A 22,478-nucleotide genomic window follows, 5' to 3' on the forward strand; every position below is an offset into this window, starting at 1 on the left:
GCGCAGATCGTGGGCGGTTACTCGCTCGGCGGCGCCGACCTGCTGCGCCGCGCGATGGGCAAGAAGAAGCTCGAGGAGATGGCGAAGGAGCGCGCCAAGTTCCGCGAGGGCGCCGCCTAGGACGGACTGACCGGCGAACAGGCCGACCAGATCTTCGACCTGATGGAGAAGGTCGCCGGCTACGGCTTCAACAAATCGCACGCGGCCGCGTATGCGCTGCTGGCGTACTACACGGCGTGGCTCAAGGCGCACCACCCCGCGGAATTCATGGCGGCCAACATGAGCTTGGCCATGGACGACACGGACAAGGTCAAGATTCTCTACGACGATTGCAAGGTGAACGGCATGGCCGTCTTGCCGCCCGACATCAACCGTTCGGCCTATCGGTTCGAGCCGGTGGCGGAGGCGGACGGCAAGCGCTCGCGCACGATCCGTTATGGTCTGGGCGCGGTGAAGGGCAGCGGCCAGAACGCAATCGAGGAAATCCTGCGGGCGCGGGAAGACGGGCCGTTCACGGATCTGTTCGATTTCTGCGCGCGTATCGACCGGCGTGTCGTGAATCGGCGCACGATCGAGGCGTTGATCCGTGCCGGCGCTTTCGATGCCATTCATGCGAACCGGGCTCAGTTGATCGCCTCGGTGCCGCTCGCGATGGAAGCGGCCGAACAGGCGAGCGCGAATGCGATGCAGGCCGGCCTGTTCGACATGGGCGACGCGCCGTCGCGCGGGCATGAACTCGTCGACGAACCCGCCTGGCACGACAAGCGCAAGCTGCAGGAAGAGAAAACCGCGCTGGGCTTTTACCTGTCGGGGCATTTGTTCGATGCCTACAAGGACGAGGTGCGCCGTTTCGTGCGCATGAAGCTGGCCGATCTGAAGGAAGGGCGCGACAAGCTCGTTGCCGGCATCATCGCGTCGTTGCGCACGCAGATGACCCAGCGCGGCAAAATGCTGATCGCACTGGTGGACGACGGCACGGGTCAGTGCGAAGTGACCGTCTTCAACGAGCAATACGAAGCGAATAAGGCGTTGTTCAAAGAGGATGAACTGCTCGTCGTCCAGGGGCAGGCCCGCAACGATGCGTTTACCGGCGGCATTCGTTTCACCGTCGATACGGTGATGGATCTCGAACGCGCGCGCAGCCGTTATGCGCAGGCCGTGAAGGTGCGCATGAACGGCAATGCCGATGCCGGCATACTCAAGCGCGTGCTCGAAGCGCACGCGCCGCCCGAAGGGCAGGCACTGGACGTCCCGTTACCGGCTAGCGCGGTCGCAGGTCGCGGCAGTGCGCGCGGCGGGGGCACCGATGCGGGACGGCAACGGCCCGCCGCACCGAACGGGTTGACCGTGCAGATCGCCTATAGCACCGAGGGTGCGCAAGGCGACATCCGCCTGGGGGACGCCTGGCGTGTGCGGCCGAGCGATGATTTGCTGACTGCACTGCGCACCGAGTTCGCCGGCAGCGTCGTCGAAATCGTTTATTGACGGTGATCGGCACATGCATGCATTGGACGCATAACGGGCGCGCGATGAAGATCGGTATTTCAGCCAATGCGCTATCCCACGGCGGTGGGCTCGAGCGCTATGCGATGGACGTGGCGCGCGCGATGGCCGAGCAAGGCGTGGCTCCCACGTTCTTTGCTCGCGCTTTCGATTCGACGCTGCCGGAAAGCCGGATGGTTCAGGCACGCCGGATCGCCGTCTCCTTTTTGCCGGGCAAGCTGCGTGATCATTGGTTTTCCTGGCGCCTGCGCAGCGCGAAGCGCGCGGCCGGCATCGACGTGCTCATCGGCTGCAATCGTGTCGATTCGTCGGAAATCGCAATTTGCGGCGGCACGCACCTTGGTTTTCTGAAGGCGATCGGCCGCACGCCCAAGCGGTCCGACCGCTGGCAGATTGCGTTGGAGGCGCGGCAGTACGCACGCGCCCAGGTCGTCGTGGCCCATTCCGTACAGATGCGCGACGAGCTGTACGCGTTGTATGGCCTGGACGAAGCGAAAGTGCGCGTCATGTTTCCCCCGGTCGATGCATCGCGCTTTCAGCCGTGCGAGCCGGCCGAGCGTGCCGCGTTGCGTCAGCGGTTCGGATTCGCCGATCACGAAATCGTGCTGCTGTTTCCGTCGAGCAGCCATGATCGCAAGGGGCTGCCTCTGATCGAAGCCGCTTTGCGCGATCTCGATCTGCCAGTCGTCGTTGCGGTGGCGGGGCGCAAGGCTGCGTCGGCCGATCCGCGCATCCGCTATATCGGCTACGTCAAGGATCTCGAACAAGCGTACCGTGCGGCCGATTTCACGATTCTCGCGTCGAAGTACGAGCCGTTCGGCTTGGTCGGCGTTGAATCCGCGATGTGCGGTACGCCCGTTATTCTCTCGGACAACATCGGCTGCTGCGATGCCATTGCGGGCCACGCCAAATCGGTATTCAAGGCGGGCGATGTGAACGATTTGCGCGCGACGCTGAACCGCGTCGTCCAATCGAGGCGCCGCGAACCGATCCGCGCGCCGGCCGAATTCGCCCGTGACGCCTTGCAGTATGACGCCGCGCTGGCGGCGCACGTCCGCTCCCTTCTCGAACTCGCCGCGCAAGTCGTTGCGGGCAGCGCGGCCCGTTCGGCGGCGCGGGCCGTGACGGCATCAAGCGATGGTCATCCACAGTCGAATCCGTGAAACGCATCCTCGTCATCCGCATCGATTTTCTTGGCGACATGGTGTGCACTACACCGTTGCTGCACGCGCTCAAGCGGAAATGGCCGGCCGCGGAAATCCATGTGCTTGCCAACAAAGCCAATCGGGCGATACTCGAGGGGAACCCTGACGTCAGCGTCGTGCATACCTACGTCTATAGCAAGCAGTGCGAGCGCAACGAGCGGCCGGGCCGGTTCAGCGCGATCGTCAATCGTCTTGCTTTGATCCGGCGCCTACGCCGCCTGCGCTTCGACATGCTGATCGTGCCCAACGGCGGTATGCACAAGAACAGTATCCAATTCGCCCGGCAGCTGCGGGTGCGCGATTGCCGGTGGCACGATGCGGAAACCGAATTCGACGATCGCAAGCCCGGCCATCGTGCCACCCGCCCCATGCAGCACGAAGCGCTTTCGGGCTTCCGTCTGGTGCCGGAGCTTGCTCCGGCCGATGTCGGAACGCTCAAACCCTACGTGTACCCGGAGCGCTCGCTGCAGGCGAAATGGCAGGCGGTGCTAGGGGATAAGCCGCTGCCGCGAGTCGGGCTGTTCGTGTCGAACAAGGCCGAGCAGCGGCGATGGCCCGAGGACAAGTGGCTCGAATTGGTGCATGCGCTCGACGGCCGGGCCGATATCGTGATTTTTCGTGATCCGATCGATCGTCTTGCCTCGCAACGTCTGGCGGCCTCGTCCGCGCGCGTCGTAGAGCCTCCGACGGTACCCGATCTGATCGCGGCGATGAGCCTGCTCGACGTTGTGGTGTCGGCCGACAGTGCGCCTGTCCATCTCGCGGCAGCGCTGAATTTGAGCGTCGTCGCCTTCTTCGAAGACCGTCCGGAGAAATACTTGCGCTGGTATCCCCTGGGGATTCGGCACGTTCTGTTGCGCGCCGGCCCCCGCGTCGACGCCATTTCGCCGGATGCAGCGGCCGAAGGGGTCGTCCAATTGCTGGCAGAGCACGTATCGGTGCCGGAATTACGCACCGATGAAGTACAGGCATGACGGGTTCGCCCTCGCGACAGGGGCCAGGAGCACAGGCGGGCGGCCATGTGCGACCGGATATAATGCCGGTTTGCTCACGGCCTGCGGCCGCGCGCCCGCTTGCTCGACCAGGCGCGTTGCCATGCCAACCGATGTAGGAAGTTCGATTCGATGAATACCGCAAGAACGTTGGGTATCGTTGCAACCGCGGCGCTCGCCCTGTCTCCCGCCCTGATGCTGTCGATGAGGGGGGGGACGGGCTACTGTTTTTTTGTTATTTTCGCGCTCTCCCTCGTTTACTTGTGCAATGCCGAGCACCGGGAGCACGCGGGGCAGGTGTATCGTCGAAATCGATTGTGGATTTGGGCCATGCTCGGCATGCCGCTCGTCGTTTTGTTCCAGATCGTCGTGCTGCGGACGGGCACGTTCCCCGCGCTGGATCCTCTCTTGCGGCTGGCGCTCGTGGTCCCGGGTTTCTTCTTGCTTTCGTCGTTGGAATCGCGGCAGTTGCGATACGTGGGTTGGGGCTGCGTAGCGGGCGCCTTGTGGGCGGCCGCATGGACGCTGTATCAGATCACGCATCCCGATGTCGCGTACGGCTCGGGGCGCGTCGGTAACACCTTTACGAACCCGATTCCGTTTGGCGATACCGCGCTCGTCCTCGGTTTCCTGGCGTTCGGCGCGCTGAATCGCGGCGGCTCGGCCAAGTGGCCGGAAATCGCTATCCGGGCTTTGGCGCTCGTGGCCGGGTGCTATGCATCGTATGCATCGGGTGCGCGGGGCGGCTGGCTTGCGGTGCCGTTTCTCGTTTGGGCGGCGATTACGGGCCGGCACTGGTTCGTCAAGGCACGCTTGCCTGTCCTGTGCGTTTTAGTCGTTTGTCTGGCCGGGGTCGCGAGCACGAGCGTTGTGCGCACGCGCGTGCTGGCGATCGGCTCGGATCTCCATGCGCTGAAACAGGGCGACTCGGATACATCGACCGGTACGCGGCTCGATCTTTGGCACGCCGCTGTAAGACTGTATGCGCAACACCCCGTGTTCGGGGTGGGGCGCGGCCGGCTGGAATCCGCGATGCGTTCGCTCGTAGAGAAAGGCGAGGGCCCCCCGGAGATCATCAATGGGCGTGCTCATAGCGAGTTCTTCTCCGTGCTCGCCGAAATGGGAACGGTTGGCGTGTTCGCGCTGTTTTCGTTGTACGCCGGAACGTTCGTCCCGTTCTGGCGCGAACGGCACAATAAGGACGCGCACATTGCAACGGCGGCCTATATGGGGATGATGCTCGTCGGCACCACGGTGATCTGCGGGTTGACCATCGATGTCCTCACACTCGTCATGAATGCGGCGTTCTTTGCCTTGACCGGCGCCACGTTGCTGGCGTGGATCGAGGCGCGCAAGCGCGAGCTGGGCAATACCGGCGCCGCCGCCGTGACGGCGGTCGATGTTCCGCAAGACGCCTATGTCAGCGGTGCGCCAAGTGTGTCGATCCGTGGCGTTCGAGATCAAAAAAACGTCTCGGCCGGCACATGACTGAACGCCTCGATCCAGCGTCGAGCGCACCCGCGCGGCCGCTGCGCATCCTGTTCCATCTCGACGATTTCGGCCGCGGGGGCACGGAGACGGCCTTGATTGCCTGGCTGGCTGCGCTCGATCGCCGCTGGTTCGAACCGAGTCTGGCGGTGACCTTCCCCACGGACGATTTCGACCACTGGCGGGCGCAGGGCTTCCCGGCGGACGTGCCGGTGCACATCCTCGCGTCGTCGCCATGGATGCACCGGCTGCATCAGACGCAACGGGAGCGCAAGCTCGGCTTCGGCGAGAAACTGCTGTTCAAACTATTGACGCATGGGGCGATTCGGCCGATGGTCGCGCGGCGTTTCCTGAAACTTGCCCGTGGCGCCGATGCGGTTTGCGATTTCGATTTGACGTTCCGGCGTATCGCCGGGCGCGGCTCGATTCCATGGCTCGGTGTCAGTCATTACAGTTTTTCGGTGCGCTGGGCGCAAAAGAGCGCCGCCTACCTGTCGCGCAGAATCAGGCAATTGGAGCGTTATACGGCAATCGGTGTGCTGGCCCCCGCTATGCGGCGTGAGGCCGAGCGGTTTTTCGCCGGCCGGTCGACCACGATCGTCGACTTGCCGAACGTATTCGATCTCGACGACATTCGGCGGCGTGCGGATGCAGAAGTCGAGTTGCCAGCGATGCCGTACATTGTCTGCTCGGCAAGGCTGGATGAGGGACAAAAAGATCATCGCACCTTGCTCCGGGCCTATGCGCTCGTTCGCTCTCGGGGCGTGGCCGTGGGCGATCTCGTCTTGCTCGGGGAGGGTCCCGCTCGTGGCGCGCTGGAAGGGCTGGCCGCCGAGCTTGGAATCGCCCCGTTCGTTCGTTTCCTCGGCTTCTGCTCGAATCCCTTTCCGTATGTGCGCGCGGCCGACATGCTGATCTTGAGCAGCCGTTATGAAGGCTTGCCCATGGTGTTGGCCGAAGCGATGGCACTCGGTACGCCTGTGATCGCCACCGATTGCCCGACGGGTCCCCGGGATTTGCTCGGCGATGGCGCGGGATTGCTTGTCGCGCCCGGCGATGCCGAGGGGATGGCGGACGCGATTGAGCGGTTTGTCGTCGATCCGGTATTACGCGAAGCATCGGTCAGGAACGCCACGGCCAAGGTCGAGACCTTGGCGCCGCCCAGCGCCAATCGGCGCATGTTGTCCGTCATGGAGAGCATGATGAGCCGTTCCGGGCGGTCTGCCGCGCAAGAGCAGCAGTCGATACCGGCTATGCACGCGCGCGCGGACAACGAACACATATCGGCGCGCTGATGATCATGAGCCGGACGTCCCCACTTTCGTTCGCCCATCCTCCTCGTACGGTGCTCGTCGTCTGTACGCAGCGTATCGGCGATGTCCTGCTCAGCACTGCGCTGGTTCGTTCGATCAAACGGCAATGGCCGCAGGCGCAGATCGACATGCTCGTCTACCAAGGGACCGACGGCGTGCTCGAAAACAACCCGGATCTGCGCCGCGTCATAGGCGTCGCGCGTCATGCGCCGCTCTATCGCCGGCTCGTCGACGCGGCGCGCCTGTGGGGGCGGTACGATCTCGCCTGCGCCACCATCGGCTCGTCCACGAGTCGTCTGTACGCGTGGGCGGCGGCGCGCAAACGCGTCGGGCTCATGGAGCCGCACCGAGCCAACCGCTTGAGCCGCTTTCTGCTCAACCGTACCGCACTGGACGAACACAAGCGCGTCCATACGGTCACGAGCAACCTCGCACTGACGCAGTTGATCGGCGTTTCACCGCTTGCCGAAGTGGTCGCTCCCGGCGTGGCCGACGAACCGGGCAAGCGTGCCGCGTTCGAGGCCCGGCTCGCGCCTTTGCAGGGGCGTCCGTTCGCGGTCCTGCACCCGTATCCGATGTACCGCTATAAGCAATGGCGGTTGGACGGATGGGTCGCGATGATCGGTTGGCTGCGCGATCGGGGCTACGCTGTGGCATTGAGCGGAGGTCCGGCTGCCGCCGAGGTCGAATACGCGGCAAGTGTCGCCGCAGCGGCGGGCGAGCCCGTCTTGAATCTTGTCGGTGAGCTCCGCCTGGGAGAGACGGCCGAGTTGATCCGGCGTGCCAGGCTTTTCATCGGGCCGGATACAGGTGCGACCCATATCGCGGCAGCCAGCGGTACGCCCACGCTTGCCTTGTTCGGCCCGTCCAATCCGGTCCGCTGGGGCCCCTGGCCTGCCGGATGGCCTGCCGGCCGGGAACCTTGGCAGCATGTCGGGTCTGGGCAACGAGGCAACGTCTATTTGCTACAGGGCGAGGGTGAATGCGTGCCCTGTGGCTTCGAGGGCTGCGATCGGCACCGTGATAGCGAAAGCCAGTGCCTGACCGGAATGGAGGTTTCGCGTGTCATCAAGGCGGCGGCCCAGTTGCTCGACTTGCCGCAGCCGGATGGCACGCGCGGCCCAGCCGCCGCGATTCGGGTCAAGATCGATCACGGTTGAGCTTCGATGCCGGAGCCCGAAGCCCGATCGTCACGCCTTATCGCGTCCGCCCCGCGCCGCCAGCGATAGCTTGAGAAACCGGTAATACACGGTTTCGGCGTTGAATATCGCGATCATGAACCCGCTTCGCCCGTCCAGGATGCCGCCTCTGAGCAGATAGGTGCGCAGGAACGCCCACATACCGCGCAGCACGGCCCGCGCAAAACCGCCGCGCTTACCGGCCGCGTGGCGTTGGCGTGCGCCGGCGCTCGAGTAGGCATCCACCTTACGCAGAACCGTCTCGAAATCGTCGTAGGAATAATGCAGCAGCTTGCCGGCGAGCCGTTCGACACGGCCGTCGAATACGAGCCGCTCATGCACCAGATCGTCCGAGAAGCGGGCCGCACCGCGTTTGAACAAGCGCGGCACCCAGTCCGGATACCAGCCGCTATGACGCACCCAATGCCCGCAAAAGCTCGAGAGCCGATCGAGCGCGTAAATATCGGCGAGCGGTGCATCGATGGCTTGGCGGATGGATGCGGCCAGTTCGGGCGTCACGACTTCGTCCGTATCGATCGAGAGGATCCAGTCGGTGTCGAGTTCGGCGACCGCGCGGTTTTTCTGCGGACCGAAGCCAGGCCAGGCGGGCGCGACGACGACGCGGGCCCCGAACCTGCGTGCGATCGAAACCGTTTCGTCGGCACTGCCGCCGTCGACGACAACGATGTCATCGGCGAAGCGCAGCGCCTCCAGGCATTGAGCGAGCCTTGCTTGCGCGTTGAGCGCGATGATCGCGACGCCTAGCGAGGCGCGCGGCGTGCCAGCGGGTGCGGTCTGCGGCGAATTCACGGCGGAGGGGCTCAATGGCGGGGAAGGTGGCGGAAAAGGCGCCAGTATACCGACCGCGGATGGGCCGCGGCACCCGTGGCCTTTGGCCAGCGGCTTTATAATGTCTCGCTTTCCAGCCCTCGGGCGCGCGTCTCGCGTGTTGTGCGGCGGCGCGGGGAATGTCTTGTCGCGCCGGCCTTCGGCGCGTATGCGCGAAACGGCCCATGCAGCGGCGGGTACGCGCAACCACCTAAGGAACACATTGGAAAACCGAGCCACTTTGAGAAAAACGATCGGCGGCGAGCAATCGTCGACGCCGGCCGTCCTGCGGCGGTTGTGGCCGTATCTGAAGCCTGTCGTCTGGGTGCTGGTGCTCGCCATCGCGTCGATGGGCCTGTCCGCGGCCACCGACGCCGGTATCCCCGCGTTGCTCAAGCCGCTGCTCGATCACGGCTTCGGCCAGCATGCGAGCAACCATGCGGCGTGGTACGTCCCGCTTGCGGTGATCGGGCTGGCGATCGTGCGCGGCGTGTCGCAGTATGCGTCCCAATATCTGCTTTCGTACGTATCGAACCGCATCTTGCTGCAGCTGCGGCTCGACATGTTCCAACGGATGATCCACACGAGCGCGACGTTCTTTCAACGCGAGACGGCGAGTACCGTCATCAACGCGATCGTCTTCGAGGTCAATCAGATTCTGGGTGTGCTGACGAGCGTGATGGTGACGCTCGTGCGCGATTCGCTGTCGGTCGTCTTCCTGCTGGGCTATCTGTTCTATTTGAATTGGCGCTTGACGCTCATCGTCGCGCTGATTTTGCCCGGCATCGGCTGGCTCGTGAGCAAGATCAACCGGCGGCTGCGCCGGCTGGGCCGCGAGCAGCAAAACCTGACGAACGAACTGTCGTACATCGTCGAGGAAACGGTCGCCGGCTACAAGGTCGTGAAGATCCACAACGGCGAGACCTACGAGATGAATCGCTTCGAGGCGATGAGCCAGCGTCTGCGCGGTTATGCCATGCGCATGACGGTGGCGGGCGGGCTCGCTCAGCCGCTCACGCAGATTCTCGCCTCGTTCGCGCTCGCGATCGTCATTACGATCGCCGTCCTCCAGTCCGCGCACAATCAAACGACGGTCGGCGGCTTCGTGGCCTTCGTCACGTCGATGCTGCTCGTCATCTCGCCGCTCAAGCATCTGATCGACGTGAATCAGCCGCTGCAGCGCGGCGTGACGGCGGCCGAATTCATCATCGGCCTGATAGACGAGCCGCTGGAGCCTGCGGGCGGCACGACGCCGCTGAAAAACGCGCGCGGCGAAATCGAATTCGACGACGTGACGTTCACCTACGGCGCCACGGACCGCCTGACGCTCGATCACGTCTCGTTCGTGGCCAAACCCGGCGAAATGATCGCGCTGGCCGGCCCGTCGGGCAGCGGCAAGACAACGCTCGTCAATCTGCTGCCGCGCTTTTTTGCGCCGACGGGCGGGCGGATTCTCGTCGATGGGGTACCGATTCACGAATACGACTTGCACGATCTGCGCAGCCAGATCGCCATGGTGAGCCAGGATGTCGTGCTGTTCAACGACACGATCGCTGCCAACGTCGCTTATGGCGGCACCGCCGATCGTGCGCGCGTGCAGGCGGCGCTCGCTGCGGCGAACCTGTGGGATACGGTTCAAGCCATGCCGGAAGGGATGGATACCCACGTCGGCGGCAACGGCATGCGGCTCTCGGGCGGCCAACGTCAGCGTCTGGCGATCGCGCGCGCGCTGTACAAGGACGCGCCGATTCTGATTCTCGACGAAGCCACGTCCGCGCTCGATTCCGAGTCCGAACGCCATGTGCAAGCCGCGCTCGAGACGCTGATGAAAGGGCGCACGACGCTCGTCATCGCGCACCGGCTGTCGACGATCGAGCGTGCCGATCGCATCCTCGTCATGGAAGCAGGCCGTATCGTCGAGCAAGGCAGCCACGATGCGCTGGTCCGGCAAGACGGCTTGTATGCGCATCTGCATCGGATTCAATATCAGCAGCAGGCTGCCTGAGCGAGCATCGCGGGCGGTGTTTCCGAATGGGCGGCGCAAGGGCGAAACGGACGTCGAGCGAGGATGCGTATGGCTCGTCGCCGTGCTGAGTTGAGCCGGCCGCTCACCGCTCGGTATCGGGGGCGGTTGGATCGTGTGCTGTGCGTCACACGCCGCTCGTGACGAGCGGCAGGACAGTCAAATCGGGATGCGTGCCGTCGACGATCGTCCGGCCGATATGCATGCCTTCGTCGAGCGCATCCGCTGCGCTGGCGAAGCTCACATCGCCGTCCGCGTGGAACGGCACCGCATGGCCGGGCAGCTTCGGATCGGCGCCCGGATGGCAGACATATCCGATATACGTGTAGCTTTCCGCGGCCGGCTTCGACGCCGGCGTGCGGTCTTCCTGATCTCGGGTCAGCGGCGCCACATGGATTTCAAATCCTTCGTATTGCATCATCTGCCAGAGCGCGTCTTCTTCGGGCATCTCGTTTCTCCGGTGCCGGATACGATTCTTCGGTCAGGGTTTCGCTATTCGCTATTCGACAGCAGCTGCTAGTGCCCTAGCGGGTCGCGTCAATGCCGATGTCTGAGCCTGTCCCAAAGCCGGGTGTTATCCATCCGGTGCAACCATCGGGCCCTTTGGTGTTCGCGATGGTAGTGCGATGCAACGATGATGACGACGGCGATCAGCAGCACGATACCGACGACAAGGTCCGAGACCGGTTGAGCCATGGCGCTCTCCTTGCAAGCTCCTTCCTAATCAAAATTCTAGGAGATTTCGCTACGAGCGCAGGACGCGTTCGTTGATCGATGTGACCCGTATTACGAATGCCTGCAGAGCGGAGGCTGGCGTACAGGTTGCGTATTACAGTGGCCATTACACCTTTTACGCGCCGACACAACTCTGGGCCGAACGCGACGAGGGCCGCGCCAATCTAACGGGCAACAGGAGGAGAGGATCATGAGCAAGTCGTTCGGCATCCTAACGGTATCCCTTGCTGCCGTGGCGGTGAGCGCGTCGCTGACGGGGTGTGTCGTCGCGCCCGCACAGCCAGCGTACTACGGATATGGGGGCGATTATTACGCCCCCGGCTACGCCTACTACCCAGCGTACGCCGAGCCCTCCATCGGGATCGGCTTCGGGTTCGGAGGGGGCGACCACGACCACGGTCACTGGCGCGGACATGATCGCAGCGGGTGGCACGAGCGCGGCGGGTGGCACGATCGCCGTTGAATAGGCAAAGGGCGGCCAGGCCGCCCTTTTCGATGACATTTCGTCCGCCGCCGACGATGATCGACGAACGGGGGCGATGTGCCCCCGCAGCATTACATCAGCACGATGTCGTACTGCTCCTGACTCAGATTCGACTCCACCTGTAGCGACACGGGCTTGCCGATGAAATCGATCAGCATCGCTAAATGCTGGGATTCCTCGTCGAGAAACAAGTCGATCACCTGCTGCGACGCCACGACGCGAAACTCGCGCGGATTGAACTGCCGCGACTCCCGCAAGATTTCCCGCAGCACGTCATAGCAGACGGTGCGCGGCGTCTTCACCTGGCCTTTGCCCTGGCATACCGGGCATGGCTCGCAGAGCACATGCGCGAGCGATTCGCGCGTCCGCTTGCGCGTCATCTCCACCAGCCCAAGCTGCGAGAAGCCGTTTACCGTCGAGCGCGTGCGATCGCGCGAGAGCGCCTTTTTCAACTCGCCGAGCACGGCATCGCGATGTTCCGCGTTCTCCATGTCGATGAAGTCGATGATGATGATGCCGCCGAGGTTGCGAAGCCGCAGCTGCCGCGCGATCGTATGCGCGGCTTCGAGATTCGTCTTGAAGATCGTGTCGTCGAAATTGCGCGCACCGACGTAGCCGCCGGTATTGACGTCGATCGTCGTCATGGCCTCGGTCTGATCGATCATCAAATAACCGCCCGATTTCAAATCTACGCGGCGCGAGAGCGCACGCTGAATCTCGGTTTCGATGTTGTAAAGATCGAACAGCGGCCGCTCGCCCGTGTAGTGATGCAGCTTCGAACTCACGGCCGGCGTGAATTCGGCGGCGAACTCGGCCAGCATTTGGTACGTTTCGCGCGAATCCACTTGAATGCGCGAGGTCTCATCCGTCACGAAGTCCCGCAGCACGCGCTGCGACAGGTTCAAATCCTGATAGAGCAGGCTGGTGGGCGGCAAACGCTGCGCTTGCGCGACCACCGTCGCCCAGGTCTTGCGCAGATAGGCGACATCGCTCGCGAGCTCTTCGCTCGTCGCATCTTCCGCGATCGTGCGCACGATGTAGCCGCCTTTTTCGTCAGCCGGCAGCACGGCCGTCAAGCGCGCGCGGATCGCCTCGCGCTCGGCCTCGCTTTCAATCTTTTGCGAGATACCGATATGCGGCTCTTGCGGCAGATAGACGAGCGTGCGGCCTGCGATGCTGATCTGGGTGGACAGGCGCGCGCCTTTCGTCCCGATCGGATCCTTGATCACCTGCACCGTGAGCGTCTGGCCTTCGAACACGATCTTTTCGATCGGCTGCTGCGGGCTCGCATGCTCGCCGGCCAGGCGCGGATGCCAAATATCCGCCACGTGCAAAAAGGCGGCGCGCTCGAGACCGATGTCGATGAACGCGGACTGCATGCCCGGCAACACGCGCACGACCTTGCCGAGATAGACGTTGCCAACGCGGCCGCGAGAGAGGGTGCGCTCGACGTGCAGCTCTTGGACCGCGCCTTGCTGGATCAGCGCGACGCGCGTCTCTTGCGGCGTGACATTGATTAGGATTTCTTCGTTCATGTCGGCCTCCCGACCCCCAAGAGGACTTTCTTCGGGCGCCGGTTCCGCCCCAAGGCAGGCCGAGCCCCCTCGGGGGGCAGTGAACGCAGTGAGCGAGCGGGTCGTGTCATATCGGCTTCAGAAATCGACGCGCGCCTGACGGAGCAGGGCGGCTGTCTCAAATAGGGGCAGACCCATGATACCGGAATAGGATCCTTCGATTCGCTCGATGAACGCAGCGGCACGGCCTTGAATGCCGTAGGCGCCCGCTTTGCCGAGCGGTTCGCCCGTGACGGCATAGCGTGTGAGCTCAGGGAGCGAGGCTTGGGCGAAACGCACTATCGAGCGCGAAAGCGCGGGTGGCAGCAGCGTACCCTCCGCATCGACGACAGCCAGCGCGGTCAGCACTTCATGCTCGCGCCCGGCGAGCCTGACCAGCATCTCGACGGCATGTTCGACATCGCTCGGCTTGCCGAGGATGGCCCCATCGATCGTGACCGTTGTGTCAGCCACGAGGATCGGTGCCCATGCATGGCCGCTTGCCTCGAGGCGCGCGCGAGCCGCCTCGGCCTTGGCTACGCATACGCGCTGCACATACGCCGTCGCTCCTTCGCCCGCACGCTCCGCTTCGAGCGCTTCGGCATCTTCCTCGGGGCGGGGCAGCAGCAATTCGAACCGAACGCCGAGCTGCGCCAGCAGTTCTTGCCGGCGCGGGCTCTGCGAAGCGAGATAAACGAAGGGGTACGGACTCAGGCGGGCAGGGGAATCGGACTGCGGCATATCGTGTCGTTCTCGTTGGGCGTAGGCGCCCGGTCATGAGAACGGACGCCGCATCAGACGCGGTGATAGGGATGATTCTGCGTGATGCTCCACGCGCGGTAAAGCTGTTCCGCAAGAAGCACGCGCACCATGCCATGCGGCAGGGTCAGACTCGACACGCGCAGCAATAGTTCGGCGCGCGCCTTGACCTCCGGATCGAGGCCGTCCGCGCCGCCGATCACGAACGCCACGTCGCGGCCTTCGCGCTGCCAGTCGGGCAGGGCGCCGGCCAATTGCATGGTCGTCCAGTCACGGCCTCGTTCGTCGAGCGCTACGACGCGCGCACCTTTCGGCAATGCGGCTTCGATCCGTTGGCGCTCGGCCGCCATGACGCTTTGCGCCGAGCGGCCGCCGCTACGCTGCTCCGGTTTGATCTCGCGCAGTTCGATACGCAATTCAGGCGGCATCCGCTTCGCATATTCGTCGAAGGCGGTCGAAATCCAATCGGGCATCTTATGGCCGACGGCCAGAATGTGGAGTTTCATCGTCGGTCGAAGCCTAGCAGCCATTGAGCCACGGCGATCGTGCCGTGCTCGGCGCGGGTGGTGGCGTCGTTACTTGGCGCTCGTCTTACGGGCCGGACTCTTGCGAGCCGGGGCCTTGCGCGCGGGCTTGGCCACGGGCGCGGCTTGTTCCTCTTCGTCGTCGTCTTCCGCCTCGCTCGCCCGGGCACCCGCGAACGGGCTCGTGCTCGTGAGCTTCACGCGCACAGGCTTATCGCCCCAGATTTCTTCGAGGTTGTAGTACTGGCGCAGCGCCGGCTGCAGGATGTGCACAATCGCATCGCCGCAGTCGACGAGCACCCATTCGCCGATGTCCTCGCCTTCGGTGCTGACGATGTCACCGCCGGCTTCCTTGACCTTTTCGCGGACGCTGGAGGCCAGCGCCTTCGTTTGCCGGTTCGAATTGCCGCTTGCGACGACAACGCGGTCGAACAGCTCCGTCAGATGGCTCGTGTTGAAGACTCGAATGTCTTGCGCCTTGACGTCTTCGAGACCGTCTACGATCGCGCGTTGCAGTTTGCGGATATCCATGTTTACGGGTGATACAAGTGATGTTGAAGAATATAGTCCCAGACGGCCTCGGGAATCGGCTCGGCCGCCGCGGGCGCCGCATCGGACGCTGCCGTACCGGCCGCCGCACTATCGTGCGCGAGCCGGGCTTTCACATGGGCCCGAATGTCGGTGGCCGAGACGTCGAATGCAAGCGTGTCGTCGATCAGCAGATGTCCGGCGCTCGTGCTGCGCAGCGTGGCGGCGTCCGCCCGCCGAGGACCGAGTTCCGCTGCCAGCGACGGCGACAAGCTCGTCAGGTCGAAACCGGGCCGCGTCGCCGCGCAGACATGGGCGAATTCGAACAGCCGATGCCAATCGCGCCACGTATCGAGCCGCAGCAGCTGATCCGCGCCGATGAGCAACGAAAGCGACGCGTTGGGCCCCTCGCGAGCCCGCCACCGCGCCAGGGTTTCCACCGTGTAAGTGGGCCCGTCCTGCTCGATTTCTTCGGTTGCCACAGTGACGGCGGCGCCCGGCAGCACCAGCGAGGCCGCGGCGGCGCGCGTCATGGCCAAACGATGCTGCGCCGCGGACACGCCCGATTTCTGATACGGCTGCCCGGCCGGCAGCAGGACGAGTTCCGTGAGCGCCAACTGCTCGGCGAAGCGGCGCGCGAGCGCGAGATGTCCGTTGTGAATCGGATCGAACGTGCCCCCGAGCAGGCCGACGCGGCGCGGCAGCATCGGCCGCGCCGCGTGGGCAGGATGGGAGAGGGCGGTGGCGGTCGAGATCAGATGTCGGTCCTCGTCGATCGGTCGGGGCTGACTGACTCAAGGCGCATTTCGCCCAAGGCGTCAGCCGCAAGGCGCGGGGCTCGGCGTTCAATCACACCCAATCCCGCGGCTTCAGAAAATCGCTGTAAAGCCGCGCCTCGGGCGAGCCGGGTTCGGGCTGCCAGTCGTAACGCCAGTTTGCCGTGGGCGGCATCGACAGCAGAATCGATTCGGTGCGCCCGCCGCTTTGCAATCCGAACAGTGTGCCACGGTCGTACACGAGGTTGAACTCGACGTAGCGGCCGCGCCGATATCCTTGGAAATCGCGCTCGCGTTCGCCATACGGGGTCGCACGCCGCTTTTCCAGCAGCGGGAGATAGGCGCCGACGAACGCGTCGCCGACGCTTTGCATCATCGCGAACGAGCGCTCGAAGCCGAGTTCGTCGAAATCGTCGAAGAAGATACCGCCGACACCGCGCGTTTCGCCGCGGTGCTTCAGAAAAAAGTAGTCGTCGCACCAGCGCTTGAAGCGCGGATAGAGATCCGGCCCAAACGGCGCCAGCGCATCCCGACAGGCGCCGTGGAAATGCGCCGCATCTTCTTCGAAGCCGTAATAGGGCGTCAGATCCATGCCGCCGCCGAACCAGAACACGGGCGCTTCGCCTTCTTTGGTGGCCGCCAGCATGCGCACGTTCATATGCGCGGTCGGGCAGTACGGATTGCGCGGATGCATGACGAGCGAAACGCCCATCGCTTCGAAGCCGCGGCCGGCCAAGTGCGGCCGCAGCGCGGTGGCGGACGGCGGAAGCTTGTCGCCGGCCACGTCCGAAAACCCGACGCCGCCGCGTTCGATCACCGTGCCGCCCTCGAGGATGCGCGTCACGCCGCCGCCACGCAGGCGGTCTCCCGCGGGGCGCTGCCAGGCATCGACGCCGAACGGCGTACCGTCGAGCGCGCCGAGTGCATCCGCAATGCGCGTTTGCAGGCCTTGCAGGTAGCTGCGGACGGAAGAAACGTCGTAAGTTGTATCGGACATGGTATGACGCACGCAAAGGTGGCGAAAACCGGGCCCCGTCAGCGGCCCGGGGCATCGAGGGCGCCGGCGCGAAACCGGCCGGCGCTCAGGCTCAGTGCTTGCGGTTCAGCGCCCGGTAGCCGATATCGCGGCGATACTGCATGCCGTCGAACGAGATTTGATTGATCGCTTCATAGGCGGCCGATTGCGCGCCGCGTACCGAATCGGACAAACCGACCACGCACAGCACCCGCCCGCCCGCGGTGACGAGTTTACCGTCAACGAGCGCCGTGCCCGCATGGAACGTGACCGCGGTATCGGTTTCGGGCGGAATACCGTTGATGCGATCGCCCTTGCGCGGCGTGTCGGGGTAGTGGTGCGCGGCGAGCACGACACCGAGCGCCGTGCGGCGGTCCCACGTGAGTTCCACGGTATCGAGCGTGCCGGCGATCGCGCTTTCGATCACCTTCGAGAAGTCCCCCTTCAGACGCGCCATGATCGGCTGCGTTTCGGGATCGCCCATGCGGCAATTGAATTCAAGCGTCTTCGGGTTGCCTTCGCTATCGATCATGAGCCCCGCGTAAAGAAAGCCCGTGTAGCGGATCCCTTCCTTTTCCATGCCGCGCACCGTCGGCAAGATGATCTCGCGCATGACACGCGCATGCAGCTGGGGCGTGACGATCGGGGCCGGCGAGTAGGCGCCCATGCCGCCCGTGTTCGGGCCTTGATCGTTGTCGAGCAGGCGCTTGTGGTCCTGGCTCGAGGCCAGCGGGAGCACATGCTTGCCGTCCACCATGACGATGAAGCTCGCTTCCTCGCCCGCCAGGAACTCTTCGACGACAACGCGCGCGCCGGCATCGCCGAGCTTGTTATCGGCGAGCATCATATCGATGGCCGCGTGGGCTTCATCGAGCGTGGCCGCCACCACCACGCCTTTACCGGCGGCCAGACCGTCGGCCTTGATGACGATCGGGGCGCCCTTGCGATCCACATAGGCGTGGGCCAGCGCGGCATCGGAGAACGTTGCGTATTCGGCCGTCGGAATGCCGTGGCGCTTCATGAACGCCTTGGCGAAATCCTTCGAGCTTTCGAGCTGCGCCGCTTCCTTCGTCGGCCCGAACACTTTCAGGCCGCGCTGGCGGAAGACGTTGACGATCCCCGCGGCGAGCGGCGCTTCGGGGCCGACGACGGTCAGCGCGATCTGCTCGCTTTCCGCGAAATCGGCGAGCGCATCGATATCGGTGATAGCGATATTGCGCAGACGCTCGTCGGTTGCCGTGCCGCCGTTGCCGGGCGCGACGTAGACGAGCTGCACCCGCGGCGATTGCGCGAGCTTCCAGGCGAGCGCGTGTTCCCGGCCGCCCGAGCCGACGACGAGTAGTTTCATAGAATGTTTCCCGAAGACCTAAAAGAGGGCGGCCGGCGCATGGAGCCCGGCCGCGATGTCGTTGCCTTGCGCCCGGCGCCTGTCCTGCCGACTGTGCCGGGCGCAGGCGCGTGGTGCATCGTTACTCGTCCGCGATCGACGCGTTCGTGTAGACCTCTTGCACGTCGTCGAGATTTTCGAGGGCGTCGAGCAGCTTCTGCATCTTCACGGCATCGTCGCCCGCGAATTCGACTTCCGTCTGCGGCTTCATCGTCACTTCGGCGAGTTCAGCCTTGAACCCGGCGGCTTCGAGCGCTTGCTTCACTTTCGAGAAGTCGTTCGGGCCGCACAGCACTTCGATACTGCCGTCGTCGTTCGTGACGACATCGTTCGCGCCCGCCTCGAGCGCCGCTTCCATGAGCGTGTCCTCGGAGGTGCCGGGGGCGAACAGGAACTGGCCGACGTGATCGAACAGGAACGAGACCGAGCCGTCCGTGCCCATGTTGCCGCCGAACTTCGAGAACGCGTGGCGCACTTCCGCGACGGTACGCGTGCGGTTGTCGGTCATCGTATCGACGATGACGGCCGCCCCGCCGATGCCGTAGCCTTCGTAGCGGATTTCTTCATAGTTCGCGCCGTCGACACCGCCCACGCCGCGCTGGATCGCGCGGTTGATATTGTCCTTCGGCATGTTGGCGTCGTAAGCCTTTTCGACGGCCAGCCGCAACCGGGGATTCGAATCGATCTCGCCGCCGCCCATGCGGGCAGCGACCTGGATTTCCTTGATGAGGCGCGTCCAGACCTTGCCGCGCTTGGCGTCCGCTGCGGCCTTCTTGTGCTTGATGTTGGCCCATTTCGAGTGACCAGCCATACCTTTCTCCGTGGCGCGTGCCGATGCGGCACACGCATGATGCGTTTTTGTCGGTTGCGAATCGTGCGAGCCGGTCAGTCTTGCCGTGGCTCGGTGCAGGTGCCGGGCGGCGTGTCGCGCGTATCTGGCGAATGTCGCAAAAGTCGCGAAAAGGCGCGAATGCGGGCCGCGATGCGAATGGAACAGGCCGTCCGAAGAGCAGGCCGCGATTTTATCATGCCGGGCTGCGCGCGAGGCGCGGCCCGGCGGCGGCTCGCTCAGCGCGCAAGCGGCATGGGCGGGCCGGCGTGTGCTTACGCGGGCGCCGGGGCGCCGCGCAACGGGGGCGCGCCGTCGCCATCGCCGTTGCCGCGGAGCAGCGCGCCGAAGGCATCCGGCGTCAGCGGTTCGCCGAGGAGGTAGCCTTGCAACTGGTCGCAGCGCAGCGCTTCGAGCTTTTCCCGCTGAGAGACAGTTTCGACCCCCTCGGCCACGACGTTCATGCCCAGCGAATGGGCCAATTTGATGATAGCCGCGACGATCGCCGTGCCTTCTTCGTCGTTGGCGTCGAGTCCATCGACAAAGAAGCGATCGATCTTCAGTTGCCGCACGCGGAAGCGCTGCAGGTAGGCGAGGCTGGAGTAGCCGGTGCCGAAATCGTCGATGGCGACCTCGAAACCGCACTTCTGGAACGCATGCACCGTGTCGGCGGTGCGACGCACGTCGTGCATCGCGGCCGTTTCGGTGATCTCGAACATGATCCGTTCGGGGCCCATGCGCTCGGCCCGCACGATCTCTTGAATCGTTGCGAGCAGGTCGGGCTGCGCGAGCTGGCGCGGCGAGAGATTGATCGCCACCTTCGTCGTCTTCAATCCGGCTGCCTGCCAGCGCCGGATCTGCCGGCACGCTTCGCGTACGACCCAATAGCCGATGGGCACGATCTGTCCGTTACGCTCGGCGATCGAGATGAATTCGGCCGGCGAGAGCAGCCCCAGCGTCGGATGATTGAGCCGCAGCAGCGCCTCGGCACCGGCCAGGGCGCCATCGCGGCCGTAGAATTTCGGTTGAAACCGTAGCGAAAAGTATTTTTTGTCGAGCGCTTCATGCAGCGCTTGTTGGATCTGCAGCGTGCGCGTGGCCGCCTCGTTCATATCCGCTTCGAAGAAGCGGCACGTGCCACGGCCCGCGCGCTTGGCGGCATACATCGCCGCGTCGGCGTTTTTGAGCAGCGCTTCGACCGTATCGCCGTCGCGCGGGAACAAGGCGATCCCGATGCTGGGCGCCACTTGCAACGGCCGCTCGTCGATCCAGATCGGTTCGCGCATGCGCTCGAGCACGGCTTGCGCGACGCGCCTGGCGTCGTCGGGCAACCCCACATGCCGCACGAGTATGACGAATTCGTCGCCGCCCAAACGCGCCACGGTATCGCCCGTGCTCGCGCACTCGGTCAGGCGCCGGGCGAACGCCCGCAACACGTGATCGCCCACCGTGTGGCCGAGCGAGTCGTTGATCGTCTTGAACCCATCGAGGTCCATGAAGAGGACCGCGAACAGGCCCTTGCCATGCTTGCCGAGTTCGATCGCGCGCTCCATGTGCTCGGTCAGCGTGCGGCGATTCGGTAACTCGGTCAGCGAATCGAACGCGGCCATATAGACGATGCGGCTGTTCAATTGGGAAACCGACTGGACGAGCGAGGCCGTGCGCGCGTCGAAGCGCGAGAGCATCAGCGTCACGATCAGGATCGCGAACGTGAAGATCGAGATCGTCGTGCCGAGCCAGCGCAGATCGACGCCATTGGCCGCGCCGCAGATCGCCCCGGGCAGATAGTTGGCGGCCGCGTTGGCCGTGTAGTGCATGCCCGTGATGGCGAGCCCCATGACGACCGAGGCGGCCATGCGCTTGGGATGCACGTTCTCCTGCTCGTCGGCGCGCAGCTTGTGCGCGATCGAGAGTGCCGCGGCCGACGCGACGATGGCGATCACGATCGATGCGGCGAACAGCGCGGGGTCGTACACGATGCCGGGCTGCATTTGCATGGCGGCATCACCGGTGTAATGCATGCCGGCGATGCCCAGGCCCATGAGCACCGCGGCGCAGGCAAGGCGTTTGGGCCCGAGCGTGTCGTGGGCGATCACGCTCAACGCGAAGTACGACACGCCGATGGCGATCAGCAGCGAGCCGGCCGTGATCGTGAAGTCGTAGCCGACCGCGATCGGCAGCGTGAACGCGAGCACGCCGATGAAGTGCATCGACCAGATGCCGATGCCCATCGCACCGGCGCCGCCGGCAAGCCAAGCGTGCCGTTGCCGGCGATTCGGCAACTGTGCGATGCGGCCCGATAGATCGAGCGCGGTGTAGGAGGCGAGTGTCGCGACGACAAGCGAGAGCGCGACCAGCCAAAAATTATAAGTGCCGTGCATGACCGGACTGGCGGTGACGGGAAGGGTTTCACGTCGTTTAACGGCACGCCGGGCGTTTTTCTGATGCGAGGCAGACCCGAACGGGGCCTCGCGATGTTTAAGCGGCTGGCGTGGAATGGGCGGCCCATCGGCCGCCGCAGGTTCGCGCGCCGCCTTTGCGCGGCGCGCATATGGGGTAGTTCCCTTTTTCTGGCGTTTGATCCGGTGGGGCTTAGTTCTTGGTGCCGAAGAGGCGGTCGCCGGCGTCGCCGAGCCCCGGCACGATGTACGCGTGCTCGTTCAAATGCGAATCGAGCGATGCGACGTACAGCTTGACGTCGGGGTGCGCGTCGTGGAAGACCTGCACGCCTTCGGGCGCCGCCACGAGCGCCACGAATGAAATGTTTTCGCCCGTCACGCCGCGGCGCTTGAGCACATCCACCGCGTGGACGGCCGAATACCCTGTCGCCACCATCGGGTCGCAGAGGATGAACGTCCGGTCTTCGAGATCGGGCAGCCGGACCAGGTATTCGACGGGACGATGCTCGGCGTCGCGATAGACGCCGATGTGGCCCACGCGCGCCGACGGAATCAGTTCCAGCAAGCCATCGGACATGCCGATACCCGCGCGCAGCACCGGCACGATCGCGAGCTTCTTGCCCGCGATGACGGGCGCGTCGACTTCGACGAGCGGCGTCTCGACACGACGCGTGGTGATCGGCAGATTGCGCGTGATTTCGTAGCCCATCAGGAGCGTGATCTCCCGCAGCAGCTCGCGGAACGTGCGCGTGGACGTGTCTTTGTCGCGCATGTGGGTGAGTTTGTGCTGGATCAGCGGATGATCGAGGATGATGAGATTCGGGAAGCGGCTGTCTTGTTTCATGGCGGGGGGCGCGCGAGGCGGCGCGGCAAAGGTTATTCGGACAAGTTTACCGAAAGAAAACGGGTGCGCCGTATTCTTCTACAATCGCCCCATCGTCATCGACAGCGGGATACCA

The 22,478-nt window shown here is 64.4% G+C and carries 20 protein-coding genes and 1 pseudogene; 8 read left to right on the forward strand and 13 right to left on the reverse strand.

Annotated features, from left to right (window positions below):
• From ACTHL0_RS13245 to ACTHL0_RS13270, 6 genes and pseudogenes are all read left to right on the forward strand, one after another.
• Positions 1–1,485 (forward strand): annotated as a pseudogene (locus tag ACTHL0_RS13245) (helix-hairpin-helix domain-containing protein); the annotation flags it as partial.
• A gap of 44 nt (positions 1,486–1,529) precedes the next feature.
• Positions 1,530–2,666: a glycosyltransferase family 4 protein gene (locus tag ACTHL0_RS13250; protein ID WP_440567203.1), complete on the forward strand. Its 1,137-nt coding sequence runs from the start codon at positions 1,530–1,532 to the stop codon at positions 2,664–2,666.
• Between the two features lie 38 nt (positions 2,667–2,704).
• Positions 2,705–3,682 (forward strand): glycosyltransferase family 9 protein, encoded by a 978-nt coding sequence (locus tag ACTHL0_RS13255; RefSeq protein ID WP_440567227.1) that lies wholly within the window; start codon positions 2,705–2,707, stop codon positions 3,680–3,682.
• Between the two features lie 150 nt (positions 3,683–3,832).
• Positions 3,833–5,188 (forward strand): O-antigen ligase family protein, encoded by a 1,356-nt coding sequence (locus ACTHL0_RS13260; RefSeq protein ID WP_440567204.1) that lies wholly within the window; start codon positions 3,833–3,835, stop codon positions 5,186–5,188.
• Positions 5,185–6,483 carry a glycosyltransferase gene (locus ACTHL0_RS13265; protein WP_440567205.1) on the forward strand — a complete coding sequence of 433 codons (1,299 nt, stop codon included), beginning with the start codon at positions 5,185–5,187 and terminating at the stop codon, positions 6,481–6,483. Before ACTHL0_RS13260 ends, ACTHL0_RS13265 begins: the two co-directional genes overlap by 4 nt.
• 5 nt (positions 6,484–6,488) lie before the next feature.
• Positions 6,489–7,661, forward strand: coding sequence for a glycosyltransferase family 9 protein (locus ACTHL0_RS13270; protein WP_440567206.1), 1,173 nt, complete (start codon positions 6,489–6,491; stop codon positions 7,659–7,661).
• A 30-nt stretch (positions 7,662–7,691) separates the two neighbouring features.
• Here the strand turns inward: ACTHL0_RS13270 and ACTHL0_RS13275 are convergent, their stop codons facing one another.
• Positions 7,692–8,489, reverse strand: coding sequence for a glycosyltransferase family 2 protein (locus ACTHL0_RS13275; protein WP_440567207.1), 798 nt, complete (start codon positions 8,487–8,489; stop codon positions 7,692–7,694).
• Positions 8,490–8,730: 241 nt separating this feature from the next.
• Between ACTHL0_RS13275 and msbA the strand changes: the two genes are divergently transcribed.
• Positions 8,731–10,512, forward strand: coding sequence for a lipid A export permease/ATP-binding protein MsbA (gene msbA / locus ACTHL0_RS13280; protein ID WP_440567208.1), 1,782 nt, complete (start codon positions 8,731–8,733; stop codon positions 10,510–10,512).
• 145 nt (positions 10,513–10,657) lie between these two features.
• Here msbA and ACTHL0_RS13285 read toward each other — a convergent pair whose 3' ends face one another.
• Entirely contained in the window at positions 10,658–10,978 is a 321-nt protein-coding gene (locus tag ACTHL0_RS13285) for a hypothetical protein (RefSeq protein ID WP_440567209.1), read from the reverse strand.
• An 89-nt stretch (positions 10,979–11,067) separates the two neighbouring features.
• Positions 11,068–11,226: a hypothetical protein gene (locus ACTHL0_RS13290; protein ID WP_440567210.1), complete on the reverse strand. Its 159-nt coding sequence runs from the start codon at positions 11,224–11,226 to the stop codon at positions 11,068–11,070.
• A 229-nt stretch (positions 11,227–11,455) separates the two neighbouring features.
• On the opposite strand from ACTHL0_RS13290, the gene ACTHL0_RS13295 reads away from it, so the two are divergent.
• Positions 11,456–11,728 carry a hypothetical protein gene (locus tag ACTHL0_RS13295; protein ID WP_440567211.1) on the forward strand — a complete coding sequence of 91 codons (273 nt, stop codon included), beginning with the start codon at positions 11,456–11,458 and terminating at the stop codon, positions 11,726–11,728.
• A gap of 92 nt (positions 11,729–11,820) precedes the next feature.
• Here ACTHL0_RS13295 and rng read toward each other — a convergent pair whose 3' ends face one another.
• From rng to upp, 10 genes are all read right to left on the reverse strand, one after another.
• Positions 11,821–13,284 (reverse strand): ribonuclease G, encoded by a 1,464-nt coding sequence (gene rng / locus ACTHL0_RS13300; RefSeq protein ID WP_440567212.1) that lies wholly within the window; start codon positions 13,282–13,284, stop codon positions 11,821–11,823.
• A 117-nt stretch (positions 13,285–13,401) separates the two neighbouring features.
• Entirely contained in the window at positions 13,402–14,043 is a 642-nt protein-coding gene (locus tag ACTHL0_RS13305; RefSeq protein ID WP_440567213.1) for a Maf family protein, read from the reverse strand.
• Between the two features lie 53 nt (positions 14,044–14,096).
• Positions 14,097–14,567 (reverse strand): 23S rRNA (pseudouridine(1915)-N(3))-methyltransferase RlmH, encoded by a 471-nt coding sequence (rlmH, locus tag ACTHL0_RS13310; protein ID WP_440567214.1) that lies wholly within the window; start codon positions 14,565–14,567, stop codon positions 14,097–14,099.
• A gap of 69 nt (positions 14,568–14,636) precedes the next feature.
• A complete protein-coding gene (rsfS, locus tag ACTHL0_RS13315; RefSeq protein WP_440567215.1) occupies positions 14,637–15,116 on the reverse strand; it encodes a ribosome silencing factor in 480 nt (159 codons plus the stop codon).
• Positions 15,117–15,118: 2 nt separating this feature from the next.
• Positions 15,119–15,820 carry a nicotinate-nucleotide adenylyltransferase gene (locus tag ACTHL0_RS13320; protein ID WP_440567216.1) on the reverse strand — a complete coding sequence of 234 codons (702 nt, stop codon included), beginning with the start codon at positions 15,818–15,820 and terminating at the stop codon, positions 15,119–15,121.
• 142 nt (positions 15,821–15,962) lie between these two features.
• Positions 15,963–16,886, reverse strand: a complete 924-nt coding sequence (hemF, locus tag ACTHL0_RS13325; protein WP_440567217.1) for an oxygen-dependent coproporphyrinogen oxidase — start codon at positions 16,884–16,886, stop codon at positions 15,963–15,965.
• A 91-nt stretch (positions 16,887–16,977) separates the two neighbouring features.
• A complete protein-coding gene (gene purD / locus ACTHL0_RS13330; protein WP_440567218.1) occupies positions 16,978–18,252 on the reverse strand; it encodes a phosphoribosylamine--glycine ligase in 1,275 nt (424 codons plus the stop codon).
• Positions 18,253–18,373: 121 nt separating this feature from the next.
• A complete protein-coding gene (locus ACTHL0_RS13335; protein ID WP_440567219.1) occupies positions 18,374–19,102 on the reverse strand; it encodes a YebC/PmpR family DNA-binding transcriptional regulator in 729 nt (242 codons plus the stop codon).
• A gap of 293 nt (positions 19,103–19,395) precedes the next feature.
• On the reverse strand, positions 19,396–21,501 hold the full coding sequence (locus ACTHL0_RS13340) for a putative bifunctional diguanylate cyclase/phosphodiesterase (RefSeq protein WP_440567220.1): 2,106 nt from the start codon (positions 21,499–21,501) through the stop codon (positions 19,396–19,398).
• A 211-nt stretch (positions 21,502–21,712) separates the two neighbouring features.
• Positions 21,713–22,363: a uracil phosphoribosyltransferase gene (gene upp, locus ACTHL0_RS13345; RefSeq protein ID WP_440567221.1), complete on the reverse strand. Its 651-nt coding sequence runs from the start codon at positions 22,361–22,363 to the stop codon at positions 21,713–21,715.
• Positions 22,364–22,478: the final 115 nt, after the last annotated feature.

The organism is Trinickia sp., assembly GCF_051961175.1.
Lineage (GTDB): Bacteria > Pseudomonadota > Gammaproteobacteria > Burkholderiales > Burkholderiaceae > Trinickia.